We start from the raw sequence: 15,300 nt of genomic DNA, 5'->3' as shown, positions 1-15,300 counted from the left end.
CTACGCGAAACATGTTCCTATCCTGTTCCTGCCCGACCTCCAAAGCAAGAGTTTGGTGCATCTGCTACCTAAGACCGCGTCCCTGAATAGTTTATCTCCCCCCTCAAATCCTCCCGCTTTCTGAGCAGATGGCAGGTTCCTGCCAACTTGGGATGGGCAGGCAACATGTCCGGGTCAGGAATCGTACATGTTCTGGGGAATGTCATTGTGAACTGCGAAAACAAAGACTTCAGTCACCAGCGGTGCTTCCAAGAATACTGGATAAGCAAATGCGAAGATGACTAGGATTGCGTTCCTATGAAGAAGCTTGCCACATTCACTTCTTCCAGCCGGCCGAAAACCGCATGATGCAAGGCGGTGGCGCGATCTGGCTCCTAGCCGCGCAGTGCTTTTCCCGTTAAAGCGCCTTCGGGCCGGTTAGGAGAACGAGACGCATGGGCGACAGGGTTTTGATGGTGGGCGCGGGGCTTTCGGGCGCCGTGATCGGACGCAGGCTGGCCGAGGCCGGGCACGATGTCACCGTGATGGACGCGCGGTCGCATGTCGCCGGCAACTGCCACACCGCCCGCGACGCCCAGACCGGTGTGATGGTGCATGTCTACGGGCCGCATATCTTCCACACCGATGACGAGGGCGTCTGGGACTACGTCAATCGCTTCGCCAATTTCCAGCCCTACAAGAACCGGGTGAAATCGACCACGCAGGGGCAGGTCTTCTCGCTACCGATCAACCTGCACACGATCAACCAGTTCTACGGCAAGACCATGCGCCCCGACGAGGCGCGCGCCTTCATCGCCGAACAGGCCGACAAGAGCATCACCGATCCGCAGAGCTTCGAGGAGCAGGCGCTCGCCTTCGTCGGACGCGATCTCTACGAGGCCTTCTTCAAGGGCTATACCGAGAAGCAGTGGGGCTGCTCGCCGACCAAGCTGCCCGCCTCGATCCTCAAGCGGCTTCCGGTGCGCTTCAACTACGACGACAACTACTTCTTCCACCGCTTTCAGGGCATGCCCGAGGAGGGCTACACCGCGATGGTCGAGCGCATTCTCGACCACCCGGGCATCACCGTACAGCTCGAGACGCGTTTCGACCCTGCACAGGCTGATCAGTGGAATCACGTGTTCTGGTCCGGCCCACTCGATGGCTTCTACGGTTACGATCTCGGCCGGCTCGGTTACCGCACGCTAGATTTCGAGCAGTTCCGTGCCATGGGTGACTGGCAGGGCTGCGCGGTGATGAATTACGGCGATGCCGACGTGCCGCAGACCCGGATCACCGAGCACAAGCATTTCAGCCCTTGGGAAGAGCATGAGGGCTCTGTGCTCTACCGCGAAACCTCGCGCGCCTGCGGACCCGACGATATTCCCTATTACCCGATCCGTCTGGTCGAAGAGAAGGCACTGCTCTCCGACTATGTCGAGCGTGCCCGCGCCGAGACCGGCGTGACCTTTGTGGGCCGTCTGGGCACCTATCGCTATCTCGACATGGACGTGACGATCCGCGAGGCGATGACCACCGCCGAGGCCTTCCTCGCGGCGCGCGCCGAAGTGCGGCCGATGCCCGCCTTCGTGGTCGATCCGAGTTGATCCCATGACACGCATCGCGGCCGTCGTCGTCACATATAACCGGCTCAACGCCCTGAAAGAGACCCTGTCGCGGCTTCTGGCCGAGCCGCTCGACCATGTGATCGTGGTCGAGAACGGTTCGACTGACGGCACGTCGGACTGGCTCGGGGGACAGGACGATCCGCGGCTCGTGGTGTTGCGTCCCGAAAGCAATCTTGGCGGCGCCGGCGGATTCGAAATGGGGCTGCGCGAGGCCAGCGCCCGGTTCGACCCAGACTGGACTGTGCTGATGGACGACGACGCGCGGCCCCTGCCCGGCGCCGTCGCGGCGTTTCGCGGCGAGACGTTGCCCGCCCTGCCCGCAGGCACCGGCGCGGTGGCGGCGGCGGTGTTCCTGCCCGATGGCGCAGTCTGCGAGATGAACCGTCCTACTCGCAACCCGTTCTGGGACTGCAAGGTGCTGTGGGCGACGCTGCGCGGCGGCACCCATGCCTTCCACCTCACCGATGCCGAGATCCGCGGCACCGTCCCGCAGCCGGTCGACGTGGCGAGCTTCGTGGGCTTCTTTTTATCGCGCGCGGCGCTGAAGCGGGTCGGCCTGCCCGATGGCGGCATGTTCATCTATGGCGACGATGTGAGCTATTCGCTGCGACTGCGCCGCGCCAGCATGGGGCTACTGCTCGACCCTAATGTGCGTTTCGAGCATGCCTGCGGCAGCTTCGGCACCGACATGGCGCTGCGCCCGTTGTGGAAGATCTACTACCTCGCCCGCAATAACATTGAGGTTTGCCGCCTCGCCACCGGCCCGGTGCTGTGGCCCTTCGCGGTGGGGTTCTACGTACTGGCTTGGACCCGCCGGTCGCGGCGTTACCCGGCGGCCGAGCGCGGCCTCTACCGACGCATGCTGCGGGCTGGGCTGCGCGACGGGCTGCGTGGACGCTCGGGGCGCAACGAGGCGGTGCATGCTGCTGTCTCACTGGAACAATCTGCGGCAAAAGGCTAGGTTGCCCCGCAGCCAGATCAGAAGGTTAAGCCGGTATGGCCCCTCCCCGGATCCGATCGACCGATGCTCCCGATGCCGCCCCGGACGTTTCCGCAGGCGAGAAGATGGGTCCGCGCGGGCGCAAGCGCCTGCGCGCCGTTCCCTCCCTGCGCGGGAACCCGGCGCTCGACGGGAACGATGGTACCGCGCCTCAACCTGGCGGCCCCAAGACCAAGCGCGAGTTGCGCCGCGAAGCGCGTCAGGCCCGTCGCGAGGCCGAGAAGGCCCGCGCCGAGGCCGATGCCGAACCGGTTGTGGTGCGCCCCTTGGCCCGCCCCGCCAAGGTGCGCAAGCGGCATTGGGGTCTGGTCCTGTCCTTCGGGCTGATGGTGCTGGCCCCGGTCGGCGCAGCGAGTTGGTATCTCTATACCCGTGCGGTCGACCAATACGCCTCGACGCTGGGCTTTACCGTGCGCAGTGAAGATGTCTCCAGCGCCTCGGACCTTTTAGGAGGTCTGGGCTCGACACTTGGCGGCGGCGCCAACAACGACGCTGAGATTCTCTACGAATACATCCGCAGCCAAGAGATCGTTCGCGAGATCGATGAAAAGCTCGACCTGCGCGCTCTCTATTCGCGCCACCACGAGGTCGATCCGCTGCTCTCCTTCGACCCCAATGGCACGATCGAGGATCTGGTCGATTACTGGGAGCGGATGCTGCGGATCTCTTATGACAGCGGCTCCGGTCTGATCGAGATGCGGGTGCTGGCCTTCGATCCCCAAGAAGCGCAGGCCATCGCGCAGGAGATCTACCTTGAGAGCAGCGAGACGGTGAACGAGCTGTCGGCGGTGGCGCGCGAGGACGCGACCCGCTACGCCCGCGCCGATCTCGAACAGGCGCAGGAACGGCTGAAAGAGGCGCGAGAGGCGCTGACCGCGTTTCGCGTCGCCAACCAGATCGTCGACCCCTCGGCCGATATCCAAGGCCAGATGGGTCTGTTGAACACGCTGCAGGCGCAGCTCGCCGCGGCGCTGATCGATCTCGATCTTCTGGGCGACAGCGTCGGCGAGGGCGACCCGCGCGCCGCGCAGGCGCAGCGTCGGATCGAGGTGATCCGGGCCCGCATCGCGCAGGAGCGCGAGAAGTTCGGCGCGAACGGGCAGGGGCCTGCCGGTGAGAACTACGCTACGACCATCTCGGAGTTCGAGCGGCTCAGCGTCGAACGCGAATTCGCCGAGACCGCCTATACCGCGGCGCTCGCCGCCTATGACGCGGCGCAGGCCGAGGCCGAGCGTCAGAGCCGCTATCTCGCCACCTATATCCGCCCGACGCTGGCAGAGCGCTCGCAATTTCCGCAGCGCGAGATGCTGATCGGCATCGTGGCGTTGTTCGGCTTCCTCGCCTGGGCGATCAGCAGCCTCGTCTACTACTCGCTGCGCGACCGGAACTGAGGCCCGTCGCGGTGATCCTGCTGGAGAACCTAAGCAAGAGCTTCCACACCCGCTGGGGGCGCAAGGTGGTGATCGACGATGCCTCGGTCACCTTTCCATCTGGCGTGTCGGTGGCGCTGCTGGCGCGCAACGGCGCGGGCAAGTCGACGCTGATGGGGATGATTGGCGGCACGATCCAGCCCAGCAGCGGCCGCATCGTCAAGACCGGCACCGTGTCTTGGCCGGTCGGCTTCCGTGGCAGCTTTCACCGTGACATGACCGGGGCGCAGAACACGCGTTTCGTAGCGCGCATCTACGGCGTCGAGACGCAGGAGCTGTTGGAGTTCGTCGAGGATTTCGCCGAACTTGGACCGCATTTCCATTCGCCGGTGCGCACCTATTCGTCAGGCATGATGTCGCGTCTCGCCTTCGGCGTCTCGATCGGCATCCCTTTCGATACCTATCTGGTGGATGAGGTGACAAGCGTCGGCGACGCCGATTTCAAGCGTAAGAGCCGGCTGGTCTTTCTCGAGCGGATGAAGCACGCGGGCGCGGTGGTCGTGACGCACTCCATGGGCCAGGTCCGCAAGCTGTGTCAGGCAGGGGTGGTGCTCGAGAACGGCAAGCTCATCTATTTCGAGGATGTCGAAGCGGCGATCGCCCGGCACCAAGAGAACATGGGCTCCGACGAGGAGGAGTAGGGCCATGCAGCGTAAGCGGTGTCCGCGCCCCACGTTGTAGATGAGCTGTGGCACTGCGAGGTGTTGCCCGTCTCATGATGGGGAGTGCGTTTCGCAATGTGCGCGACAAATTCGTTTCTCAGATCTCTGGGCGTCGAGATCTACGCGTCTGGTCACCGGCGCTGGTCGGACGATGCGAAGGGACGCGCTGTGGCGGAGACACTTGAGCCGGGGGCGACAGTGAATGCGGTTGCCAGGCGGTATGGAATCCGTCCGAACCAACTCTCGGCATGGCGACGTCTCGCAAAGCAGGGACAGCTCGTTCTCCCCGCTGCGGAGATCGCCGAGCCTGTCTTCGCGCCGCTGGTCGTTTGCGACCCGGCCGAGACGAAGGATCCGACGGAGGCGACGCCGCTTGTGATGATCCGGATCGTCAGGGGAGCAACGCAGATCGAACTGTCGCCCGACACGGCGGCAGATCGGATCGCTGCGATCGTGCATGCTCTGGAAGCACCGACATGCTGATGCCGTCTCAAGGCGTCCGCATCCTGGTGGCGACGAAGCCGGTAGACTTCCGCAAGGGACATGATGGCCTGGCCGCCCTGGTGCAGTCGACCTTGGCCGAGGATCCGTTCACCGGGACGGTCTTCGTCTTCCGGGCGAAGCGCGCGGACCGGATGAAGATTTTATTCTGGGACGGCAGCGGCCTCGTCATGGCTTACAAGCGGCTGGAGGAGAGCTCCTTCACCTGGCCCGCAATCCGGGATGGAGCGATGATCCTGAATCGCGCGCAGTTCGAGGCACTGTTCGCCGGGCTGGACTGGCGGCGGGTGCGGTCTCTGGAGGTGCGCCGTCCAGCTGTGGCAGAATGACTCAGGGGCGGGAAATCCTGCCTGCCGAGGACGAGAGCAGGGTATGATCCCGCCATGTCCAGCGCCCCATCCCTCGACCTGTCGGCCATTCCGGAAGACCAGCGTGAAGCTGTTCTGGCCGTGCTGCGCGAGCGCGATGCACTCAGGGAAGCCAACATGCGCCTCGAGCATCTCATCGCCGAGCTGAACCAGGCCGTGCATGGCAAGAAGTCCGAGAAGCTCAGCGAGGACGAGCGGCAGCTGGTCTTCGAGGACTTGGAAACAGCCATCGCCGAGGCCGAGGCGCAGCAGGACGAAGAGGTCCCGGCCTCGTCCGGTTCGCGGCGGTCCAAGACCGCCCGGCGCAACCGAGGCAATCTGCCTGAGGGCCTCCCGCGGATCGAGCAGGTGATCGAGCCGGCCAGCCTGGATTGTCGGTGCGGCTGCGGCTCCATGCACCGGATCGGCGAGGACCGCAGCGAGCGGCTGGACATCGTGCCAGCCCAGCTCCGTGTCATCGTGACGATCCGGCCCAAGTATGCCTGTCGTGCCTGCGCCGAAGGGATCACACAAGCTCCGGCCCCCGCCCACCTGATCGAGGGCGGGCTGCCGACCGAGGGTGCCATCGCGCATGTGCTCGTCGCCAAGTTCGCTGACCATCTTCCCCTGTATCGCCAGAGCCAGATCCTCGCCCGCTCCGGGATCGATCTCCAGCGCAGCACGCTCGCCGATTGGGTCGGCACCGCGGCCTTCCACCTTGCTCCGGTGGTCGACCGGCTCGCCGAGCACCTGAAGGGCTCGGGCAAGCTCTTCATGGATGAGACGACGGCGCCGGTTCTGGAGCCCGGGCGGGGCCGAACCAAGACCGGCTTCCTCTGGGCGCTGGCCCGAGACGATCGGGGCTGGGGCGGCGATGACCCGCCCGGCGTGGTCTTCACTTACCACCCGAGCCGCGCCGGCGTGAACGCGGAGCAGATCCTGCAGGGCTTCGACGGCACCCTTCAGCTGGACGGCTATGCCGGCTACGACCGGCTGACACGCGCCTCGCGCACCGGCGGCGCGCCGATCACGGTTGCGCATTGTTGGGCCCATGCGCGCCGTAAGCTGAAGGAAGTCTTCGACCGCGACGGATCGGAGATTGCCGCCGAAGGGTTGCGCCGGATCGCCGAGTTCTACCGTATCGAGACCGAAATCCGCGGCATGGGACCGGGACAGCGCCTGTCGGCGAGACAGACAGGCACCGCGCCGCTGGTGGCCGAGTTTGGCGAATGGCTGCAGCTCCAGCGCCGCCGGGTCTCCACCAAGTCCCGCCTCGGAGAGAAACTCGCCTACATCCACCGGCAGTGGAACGGGCTGCAGACCTTCCTGCAGGACGGTCGCGTCGAGATCGACTCCAATGCCGTGGAGAACCTCATCAGGCCGATCGCCCTGACGCGGAAGAACGCACTTTTCGCCGGGCACGATGAGGGTGGCCGCACCTGGGGTCGTATCGCTTCGCTCATTGCCACCGCAAAGACCAACGGAGTCGAGCCCTTCGCCTATCTCAAGGCGACGCTCGAGGCGATCGCGGCAGGCCATCCTGCGAACCGGATCGATGAGCTCCTGCCTTGGAACTTCAAGCCGTCAAGCCGAACTCCGGTGGGGCACAGGCGCCGCTTACCATGCAGCTTCGTTCCGCAGTCAAGTGTTTCGCACGCGAAACGGTCAGGCGTACTGACCTTTTTGTGGCTACGGGCAGTGCTAAGGGTCATTGCGAGATGGTCAGCATTAATGACCGTTTCGCGCGCGAAACGCCATCTTCCCTTTGTTAGAGACTGATCCCCTCGCGCAGCAGTGCAAGGATGCGGTCGCGCATGCCGTCCTGTTTGAGAAGTTCGCCTGACAGCAAAAGCCCCGCGGAGGTCTCTCGGCAACTCAGACCGGGCCGCAGTTCGACCGACGCCGCGCGCGGAACGCTGCGCCGCGCCGGGGCAGGGGCGGGCGTATCAACGGGCGCTGGCACCTCGGTTTTGGCGATAGTCTCGGCAATCGCCTCAGTCAGCAACGCGGCTTCGGCCTCGGCATCCGCGGGTGCCGCCGCGAGCCGCGCGCGCAGCCGCTCGGCCAGTTCGGGATCGTCGTCGAGCGCGCGTACTAGCGCCAGCCCGGCGCGCTCGCCGATTTGTGTCGGAAAGCGCAGCGCTGCGTCGAGCGCGCGCACGATCCGCACGAAGCTGCCGATTTTCGAGCGGCGTGAACGGGTCGCGGCGCCGAACAGGGCGCGCAGCGCCTCCGTGTCATCCGCGTAGACGCCGGCATCGGCGGCGCGGGCCACGATGCGCGCCCGCTCGTAATGGCTCAGCCCAACCCGGATCTCGTTTTCCTCGACCATGGCCCGATAAGCCTCGGCGGCGTTTCGCGGCGAACGTGGAATCGCTAGCACTCGACCCGGCGTGCCTTCCTCTGTCGCGATCCGGCGCAGCGCCGTCAGCCGCCGCCAGCCCGAGATCAGCCCCCAGCGGGGTTTTGTGCCCTCGCCCAGATCGGTCACCTCGATCGCGGTCTGCTGGCCGCGGTCGCGCAGGCTATCGATCAACGCCTGCATCTCCTCCTCGCAGGTCTCGATCCGGTCGCGCACGAGGTAGCTTTCGTCAATCTCCTCGAGCGGCAGCCACTGAATCAACCGCCCTTCCTCGCGTGCCTCGCTCAGCGTGCGGCCCATCTCATCGAGCGCGGCGCTGCCTGCAGCCTCCCGCGCCACCGAGGCGATCGGCATGTTCCGGGTCGGGGCGACGCCGAGCGGATAGCTCGGAAAGGCGGACTTCGTCTCCGGCGCGGCCTCGGGCGCGATGTCGAGACGGGGCGGGGAGAGGCGCTTACGCTTAGCCATGCTCAGGCTCCTTGCTGGGATCGCGTCAGGATGCGGGCGTCGAGTTTCGTTGGGGTAAAGAGATCGACCGGTGTTTCGCGCGCGAAACAGGCAGCACTGTTGACCGTTTCGCGCGCGAAACATGTGACGGGGCAGGGCGGCGTCACTGCGCCGCCTGCGCGCCTTGTATCTCCAGCTCCTCACGGCGCCAGACGCCCAGCAGCAGCTTCTTGAAGGCGGCGTAGGTCTCGTCGAAGGTCTCGCGGCCGCGGGCATAGGTCTCGCGATTGAAGTCTCGGTAATCGGCCTCGTAGATGCCCTGAACCTGCTCGCCCGCCTGACCGATCAGCGCCGTGAAGTCCTGCCGGTGCGGGCTCATGGTGCGGCCCAGATAGGCCTGCATCAGCGCCGCCAGCTCGCTTTGCTGGCCACCGTCGTAGCGGGTGATGACGGTGCGTACCGCGTCCCACTGGAACGCCGTCTCGTCGCGCCCCAAGGCCCTCGCGGCGACGTTCTCGCCCTCCTCGATCGAGGCGAAGGTGGTGTGCAGCATGTCGAAGAAGCGACCGGTGGAGTCGAATTCGAGGAAGGACGCGCCCATCGGCACCAACAGGATGTCGGCCGCCGCCAGCCCGTTGATGGTCAGGTAGCCAAGCGCCGGGGGTGTGTCGATGAAGACGAGGTCGTAGGCGTCGAGCAGCCCGTCGCGCTCCAGCACCTCGCTCAGCGCGTCCCACAGCTTCCAGCCGCGCGCCGCCATGCGCCAGACCGGGATCTGAAACTCGGCCCAGTAGAGGTTCAGCTGCGCACCGATCAGGTCGATGTTGGGCCAGTGGGTAGATTGCACGAGGTCGCCAGCCTTGATGCCCATGGCTTCGGTCAGCGTATCGTCGAGCGGGTGGGGCGCTTCGCCGCGCGACGTTCGATGTGCGTTCTCGGCCTCAAGATGCTCGGCGTAGTGACGCGCGATCAGCGGGTATACGCTTTGCCATTCATCGGCGACTTGGCCGCCAAAGATCGAGGTCATCGAACCTTGGCTGTCGAGGTCGAGCACCAGCACCTTGTAGCCGTCGAGCGCCGCCGACATTGCCAGATGCGCCGCAGTCGAGGTCTTGCCGACACCGCCCTTGAAGTTGGCCACCGCGACCATCTTCGCAGGCAGCCCCTCAGGCCGATAGGGTAGGTAGGGCTTCGACTTCGACCCCTCGGCCCCGAAATGCGCCCGCAGCCGGAGCACCTCGTCGAGCGTGAACCACTTCGCCCCGCCCTCGGTCTCAGATCGGCCTTGCGGTAACTCCGGGTTGGCTTTGAGCACGCGTCGGAAATGCGCAGGCGCAACGGGGATCAGGTAGCGGGTGATCTCCCAAGTCGAGAAGGGCCGCAGATGGCGCACCCCGTCTTCGCGCAGCCCGCGAGAGGCAAGGTCCGACCGCCCCCGGGCGCAGGCCTGCGCGATGGCGGCGAAACCTTGGCTGCCGGTGGGCATGCCGATCTCGCCCAAGGCGGTATCGGGATCAATGTTGAAGTAGGGCGGTAGCGGCTCCCGGCTCATGAGTATTCCTCGATGTGCGGTGTTTTTCTATGGATAGCGGGAAACATCGCACATGGAAGGGCAGAGTGGGGGTGGGACGGATTGAGGAAGACACCAAGGCCAATCTGTTACGTTTGGGCCATAGCGAATCGCGGTCTTGGCAAGCGAGACCCAGCGGCAGTTTTAAAGCTCAAAGGTCCGAAGGATCGAGAAGCGTAACTCGGGACCACTCCGACAGAACCTTAAGGTCCTTAGCATAGAGCGCATCGAGTTGAGCCTGTTCCGCTGCTGTCCAAGGATCAAATCCTGGCATCTCCGGGCTCTTGGGGTATGTCCTTACAAAGCGTTTCACTTCGGCGGTTGTGAGGCCGCCGGCTTCATAAGCCTGTATCATTTCCTCAATCGCACGCTGCGAAAACCCGGGTCGTTCAGAGTGATCAGCGCGGACCAACTCTCCTTTGGGGATGTCGAGTAGATATGACAGCAGGGATGTCTCATGCCCACGCAAAGCCTCTGCCGTATAGAGAGTGAGATGAGAGCGAGGGAAAGCTGCCAAGAGGCGGGCGATCAGTGGTTGCCATGAGATAGTCTCCAGGGACGTTCGGAGAAAGCTGCGGAACGGTTGAAAAGGTGTGGCCTTCAATGCTTCGCAGTAAAGCGAGGGCAGGAAACCGGCGAAGCTGCGTAACCCCAGCACCAAATGGGGGTCTTCGAGATCAAGCCGATCGGCCATCTCATCGGCACGCCATGCGCCCTCAGGATAGAGGCCTAGAGGTGTCGCAACGTTCTGCACCAACCCTAATATGTTTTCATCAAAGATCAGTTGTCTATGCTCTGGGTCCGATGGAGGGGCAGGATGCAAGACTTCGGTCTCATTCAACAGCGGGCGGGTATGAGTGCGTCGGAAGCCTTCAAGAGCTTCATAATGCACATCATGCCGCATCAGAGTTTCTCTCGAAGCCTCGAGGCATGCCTGAAGGAAGGTAGTGCCGGTCTTGTGGACCCCAAGCCAGTAGACAGCGGGTGTCATTCGCCCAGTTCCAGAACTTCACGACGTAAGCGCTCGAAGTCTTCGATCAAAGATCGATGCGTATCGCTTTGACCGGAGGCAACCCGCGCAAGATCGTCGCGCAGCCTGTCTACCTCGGTCTGCAATGCATTGGCCCTGTGGTCCGAATGTTGCTGCTGCCGGGCAAGTGCTAGAGCAAACAGGCGTTGTTCAGCCTGAACTAGCTTGTTTTTCCTGATAAGGTCAAGGATCTCTACTGCCCAGTCATCAAAGCGCGGTGCCACGTCTTGGCGCCAGCGGCGTTCCGGAAAGCCCTTGAGTGCATTCCGCGCTGCCATGGTCCACACCCCAAGCGCCACTGGGCTAAGCCGCTCCATGTGCCAACACATGTTCTCTACCAGCCAACATATCGCCAGCGTTTTTAGCCGGATCTCGCGCCAGCCCAGCAGTTTGGTAATTGTTTGGTAATGGGTGAAGAAGGCCAGAAGCTCCTTACCCTGCGACGTCATAGTCTGTCCGGGCCTAGCGATGCGATGACGGCAAATCACTCGATCATGAAATACGATCCGCCGTGCGGCACAACACACTTTCCAGTGGAATGGATTATCTTCAAAGAAGAAGTCCCCCTCGGGAAAACGCAGATTGTGCGCCTCAAGGAAATTGCGACGATAAAGTTTGCGCCATGGCACAGCAATCATTTGGAGCGCGCGGTCGCGCGCAGCTTGGTTAGCCAATGCTTCGGCATTCTGCCAGCGATGCGCATCCGAGGGCTGGGACTCTTGCCGGTGACCCTCATGCCACTGAGTATAGTTGGCGATGAGGATGTCGATAGGAACTGTCTCTATAAGTGAGGCCTCAAGCCGCCTGCGTGCCGTATCGAACTCGTCTGGTTCGAGACAGTCGTCGCCGTCAAGAAAAGCTACTATGTCACCCTGCGCCGCCGCGAGGCCGATATTAGCCGCAGGTCCAACGCCGCCGGGGCTGTTGCAGCCCAGCAGGATCGGCCGATACGCTACGCCCAATGCGAGACGGCCCGACACGCCGAAGTTGCGAATCTTGGCCGAGCTATCATCGCGCGAGCCATCGTCTACGACGATCAGTTCGTCGCTTGAGCGCAGTACGCGTGCCGCGCTATCAAGCGCTTCATCGATCCATGGGCCGACGTCGAACGAGGTAACAATCAGACTCAGGGTGGTCATATAGTACTCTGAGTGGGCTGCCACGCGAGATGCGTATTGATGCGTGCAGCAAGTTCCGGCTCAGCGGCTGCTATGAGCGCAAACGCCTTGCAATCGAGGCTGCGGGCCAGAAAGTCGCGGATCTGCTTGCGAAACTGAGTGTGATATTCTGGAGCGAGCTGATCAAATGCCCAGTGGAATAGTGCCATCACAAAGCGTATGAAAGGCAAGATATAGGATGGTCCTGCAGCCGCAATTTCTGCCCTTACGGGATCCAGCGCGCGGAACATTTCAAGACGCTCTATTCCCCGGCGGTTGGTAAGCCGAGTGCCGTGTTGGTGGACGACATGCACTGCCGCCACGCGATCGGATACGAGAATGCGTGAGGCGCGCAGGAAACTGAGCCAATGTAGCTCGATATCGTTATGAACCATGATTTCGGTACAACGGAGTCCAGCTTCGCGAAGAAAACCTGTGCGATAAACCTTATTCCATGGATAAGCGATGAGTTGGATCAAATCCGGCACTTTTTCAGCTGGAAGTTCAGAGAGCGCGCCGAACGCGCCTGCCTGCTCCCACAAGCGTTCATCGCCTAGTAGCGGCCCCCAGCCACCCATTTCGGCCATGCGGCTATCTGCATGGGCGAAAACGCAAAAGTCAAAGTCGTCTTGTGGCAGTTCGTTGATCAGGTGAGTGAACTCAGACGTGAAACGGTCATCGCTATCGAAGAAAATCACTCGACTCGTTGTAACTTTCTTCAAGCCACGGTTGCGAGAATATCCAGCGCCCCTTCGCTGAGCGTTTCGGGCGAAAACGAGATCTGCCCGTAGCCGAGCTGGGGTCCAGCCTATATTCACGGGATCGGCAGGGGTGTCTGAGGCATCATCGACCACCACTACCTGACTGACTTCTTTGAGCTTCGAAATTTGCGCGAGCAGGCGATCGAGGCCAGTAGCGTCGTTCCAGACTGGTATCACCACGGCGAGATCGGACGTGCTTGGCTCAGTGGGTTCGATCATGCAGCAAAAACCCTAAGATCGTGCAGATCGAGCCTGAAATCTCTTGTAGGAAGGAACAGGACGAGTTCTCGCCAAGGCGCGGCTTCTGGCAGACCAACATGCCGCCCATCGGTTTCTAGCGCGTCAAGGTGCAGCAACGGCCGCGGGAGAGCAGCCACTTGCCTACTATAAAAGCAGTCAACAAATCCCTCATTTGTACCAGAGCGGATACAGGGAGCGACAGAAAGTGCATGGGGTGCCGCTACCCTTGCTGCGAAGCCGATCACCCCAAGGTCCGATAAATCTTCGATATCAAGCCGCAGATGTAGACCGAACCAACGGGCAGGCCTTTCATGCGTTACATGAATTTCGAGAAGCCGGTTTCTTGGACTTGAAAAATGACCACGCATACCAGCGGCGGGATCGGTCACGAAGCGCAGGCCCGGCAGGATCTCTTCTTCGGGTACAATCTCACCTGAGAGGCTAGTACGGCGGAGTGTGCTAAGTGTGTCTTGGGATGTGGCTGTCATAAGAGAGAGTTCGGTCATGTGCTGGCCCTGTGTCATGACAGATGTCGCGTCCGCGTGCGAGGCGTTACGCTTTAAAGCTCTACCAGAAGCGCGGAAGATCAGCGTAGCCTTCGCCAAGATGAACGAAGTTCCTTCCTAGGCCAAAACTGTCAAGCAGTGAATGAGCCAGATAGGGGCAGAAGGCGTACCTACGCATATCCAGCATTGAAAGGCGTCCTTTATTTGTTTGTAAACATATATATTTCAATGTGTTGCCTTTCCTGAGAGGAGGCTGGGGATGTTCTGCCCCCCTGAAGTGCTCCGCCCACTGAGATAGATTTATCTCGTCAGGAGGAGGACGAAGCGATGGGTGGAAAGCGCGAGAAGCCCGAGGACATCGTGCTGAAGCTGCGGCAGATCGAGGTGCTGCACGGGCAAGGCATGCCGGTCGCCGATGCTGTGCGTCAGGTCGGGATCACGCAGCAGAGCTACTACAGGTGGCGGCGGCAATATGGCGGCATGAGCCGGTCTCAGCTGAAGCGGCTGAAGGAGCTCGAGAAAGAGAACCAACGGCTCAGGCGGGCGGTCTCTGATTTGACGCTCGACAAGCTCATCCTGGCTGAGGCGGCGCGGGGAAACTTTTGAGCCCCTCGCGCCGCCGCCAGTGCATCGACCATGTGCGGCAGGCGCTTGGCGTGTCCGAGCGCCGCGCCTGCCGCACACTCGGCCAGCACCGCTCCACCCAGAGAAAGGTGACGCGTGGCCGGCCGGACGAAGCGCGCCTGACGGCGGATATCATCGAGTTGGCGCGCCGGTATGGCCGCTACGGATACCGTCCCATCACCGCGCTGCTGAAGCAGTCTGGCTGGCAGGTGAACCTCAAGCGGGTCGAGCGCATCTAGAAGCGCGAGGGGCTGAAGGTCCCGCAGAAGCAGAAGAAGCGGAGCCGGCTCTGGCTGAACGACGGCTCGTGCATACGGCTGCGACCGCAGCGGCCGAACCACGTCTGGTCCTACGACTTCGTTCAGGACCGGACGCATGATGGCCGGGCCTACCGCATCCTCAATGTCATCGACGAGTTCACGAAGGAGGCGCTGATGATCCGCGTCGACAGGAAGCTCAACTCCACCGACGTGGTGGATGTCCTGACGGACCTGTTCATCCTGCGCGGGCCGCCCGAGTTCATTCGCTCCGACAACGTCCTATGAAGGGAGGCTGTGCGGGTTTCAGGCCGCAACTGTTGGTCACCGGCGCGTGCCGATGATGGATGAATGCTGAGCCAGGCGGCTTCCGCCGTCAAGGCAGAGGTCTCTGCCATAGCAAACACAGGGTCCAGTCGTTGGCCCTCACCGTCCTGAAGACGAGATCCCAAACCCAGGCGGAAGACCCGAACATTATCTACGAGGTCGCTGTTGCGCCTCCACGGCCCTGACAGAGAGGGGTCCTTCCGCCTGGGACCGCCCCCTCAAAGAAGGGGCGGTAGTCTGAGCCGCGTTTGACAATGGCATGCGCAGTGCGCGCCATCTTAGCGGCTATGGCTGTGAGCGCCTTGCGGCGCCGATCCGGGCTGGACCGATCGGCCTCGACATAGCGCTCGAACTTGTCCCGGAAGCTGTTGTCCCGCTTCCGCAACGAGCTGCTCCGGTCTTAGGTAGCAGATGCACCAAATTGCCGGATGGACCGAGATAACGAAGTTCGCTGCAATGGTGGCATGGCCGA

11 protein-coding genes and 4 pseudogenes are annotated in these 15,300 nt (G+C 62.6%); 8 read left to right on the top strand and 7 right to left on the bottom strand.

The window, feature by feature from the left end; all coding sequences use genetic code 11:
* Positions 1 to 434 precede the first annotated feature (434 nt).
* The 7 genes and pseudogenes from glf to O4G76_RS18925 all read left to right on the top strand — a co-directional run.
* On the top strand, positions 435 to 1,586 hold the full coding sequence (gene glf / locus O4G76_RS18955; protein ID WP_269398751.1) for a UDP-galactopyranose mutase: 1,152 nt from the start codon (positions 435 to 437) through the stop codon (positions 1,584 to 1,586).
* A gap of 4 nt (positions 1,587 to 1,590) precedes the next feature.
* Positions 1,591 to 2,568, top strand: a complete 978-nt coding sequence (locus tag O4G76_RS18950) for a glycosyltransferase (protein WP_269398750.1) — start codon at positions 1,591 to 1,593, stop codon at positions 2,566 to 2,568.
* A 104-nt stretch (positions 2,569 to 2,672) separates the two neighbouring features.
* Positions 2,673 to 3,998, top strand: coding sequence for a sugar transporter (locus O4G76_RS18945; RefSeq protein WP_269398749.1), 1,326 nt, complete (start codon positions 2,673 to 2,675; stop codon positions 3,996 to 3,998).
* A gap of 11 nt (positions 3,999 to 4,009) precedes the next feature.
* On the top strand, positions 4,010 to 4,678 hold the full coding sequence (locus O4G76_RS18940; RefSeq protein ID WP_269398748.1) for an ABC transporter ATP-binding protein: 669 nt from the start codon (positions 4,010 to 4,012) through the stop codon (positions 4,676 to 4,678).
* Positions 4,679 to 4,774: 96 nt separating this feature from the next.
* A pseudogene (locus O4G76_RS18935) lies at positions 4,775 to 4,996 on the top strand (transposase); the annotation flags it as partial.
* 179 nt (positions 4,997 to 5,175) lie between these two features.
* Positions 5,176 to 5,529 carry an IS66 family insertion sequence element accessory protein TnpB gene (tnpB, locus tag O4G76_RS18930; protein ID WP_269398747.1) on the top strand — a complete coding sequence of 118 codons (354 nt, stop codon included), beginning with the start codon at positions 5,176 to 5,178 and terminating at the stop codon, positions 5,527 to 5,529.
* 54 nt (positions 5,530 to 5,583) lie between these two features.
* Positions 5,584 to 7,125: pseudogene (locus O4G76_RS18925) on the top strand (IS66 family transposase); the annotation flags it as partial.
* Positions 7,126 to 7,315: 190 nt separating this feature from the next.
* On the opposite strand, the gene O4G76_RS18920 reads toward O4G76_RS18925, so the two are convergent.
* The 6 genes from O4G76_RS18920 to O4G76_RS18895 form a co-directional block, all read right to left on the bottom strand.
* Positions 7,316 to 8,377 (bottom strand): ParB N-terminal domain-containing protein, encoded by a 1,062-nt coding sequence (locus O4G76_RS18920; RefSeq protein ID WP_269398746.1) that lies wholly within the window; start codon positions 8,375 to 8,377, stop codon positions 7,316 to 7,318.
* A 142-nt stretch (positions 8,378 to 8,519) separates the two neighbouring features.
* Positions 8,520 to 9,908 (bottom strand): AAA family ATPase, encoded by a 1,389-nt coding sequence (locus tag O4G76_RS18915; RefSeq protein ID WP_269398745.1) that lies wholly within the window; start codon positions 9,906 to 9,908, stop codon positions 8,520 to 8,522.
* Positions 9,909 to 10,077: 169 nt separating this feature from the next.
* Entirely contained in the window at positions 10,078 to 10,917 is an 840-nt protein-coding gene (locus tag O4G76_RS18910; RefSeq protein ID WP_269398744.1) for a hypothetical protein, read from the bottom strand.
* On the bottom strand, positions 10,914 to 12,095 hold the full coding sequence (locus O4G76_RS18905) for a glycosyltransferase family A protein (RefSeq protein ID WP_269398743.1): 1,182 nt from the start codon (positions 12,093 to 12,095) through the stop codon (positions 10,914 to 10,916). The genes O4G76_RS18910 and O4G76_RS18905 overlap by 4 nt, the downstream gene beginning before the upstream one ends.
* On the bottom strand, positions 12,092 to 13,093 hold the full coding sequence (locus O4G76_RS18900; protein WP_269398742.1) for a glycosyltransferase family A protein: 1,002 nt from the start codon (positions 13,091 to 13,093) through the stop codon (positions 12,092 to 12,094). Before O4G76_RS18900 ends, O4G76_RS18905 begins: the two co-directional genes overlap by 4 nt.
* Positions 13,090 to 13,620 carry a hypothetical protein gene (locus O4G76_RS18895; RefSeq protein WP_269398741.1) on the bottom strand — a complete coding sequence of 177 codons (531 nt, stop codon included), beginning with the start codon at positions 13,618 to 13,620 and terminating at the stop codon, positions 13,090 to 13,092. Before O4G76_RS18895 ends, O4G76_RS18900 begins: the two co-directional genes overlap by 4 nt.
* A 327-nt stretch (positions 13,621 to 13,947) precedes the next feature.
* Between O4G76_RS18895 and O4G76_RS18890 the strand changes: the two are divergent.
* Positions 13,948 to 14,780 (top strand): annotated as a pseudogene (locus tag O4G76_RS18890) (IS3 family transposase); the annotation flags it as partial.
* 199 nt (positions 14,781 to 14,979) lie between these two features.
* Here O4G76_RS18890 and O4G76_RS18885 read toward each other — a convergent pair.
* Positions 14,980 to 15,216 (bottom strand): annotated as a pseudogene (locus O4G76_RS18885) (IS110 family transposase); the annotation flags it as partial.
* Positions 15,217 to 15,300: the final 84 nt, after the last annotated feature.

Origin of the sequence: Limimaricola sp. G21655-S1 (assembly GCF_027213785.1) — a bacterium.
Lineage (GTDB): Bacteria > Pseudomonadota > Alphaproteobacteria > Rhodobacterales > Rhodobacteraceae > Limimaricola.
The sequence above is the reverse complement of the archived record's forward strand: the minus strand, read 5'-3'. Positions and strand labels throughout refer to the sequence as shown.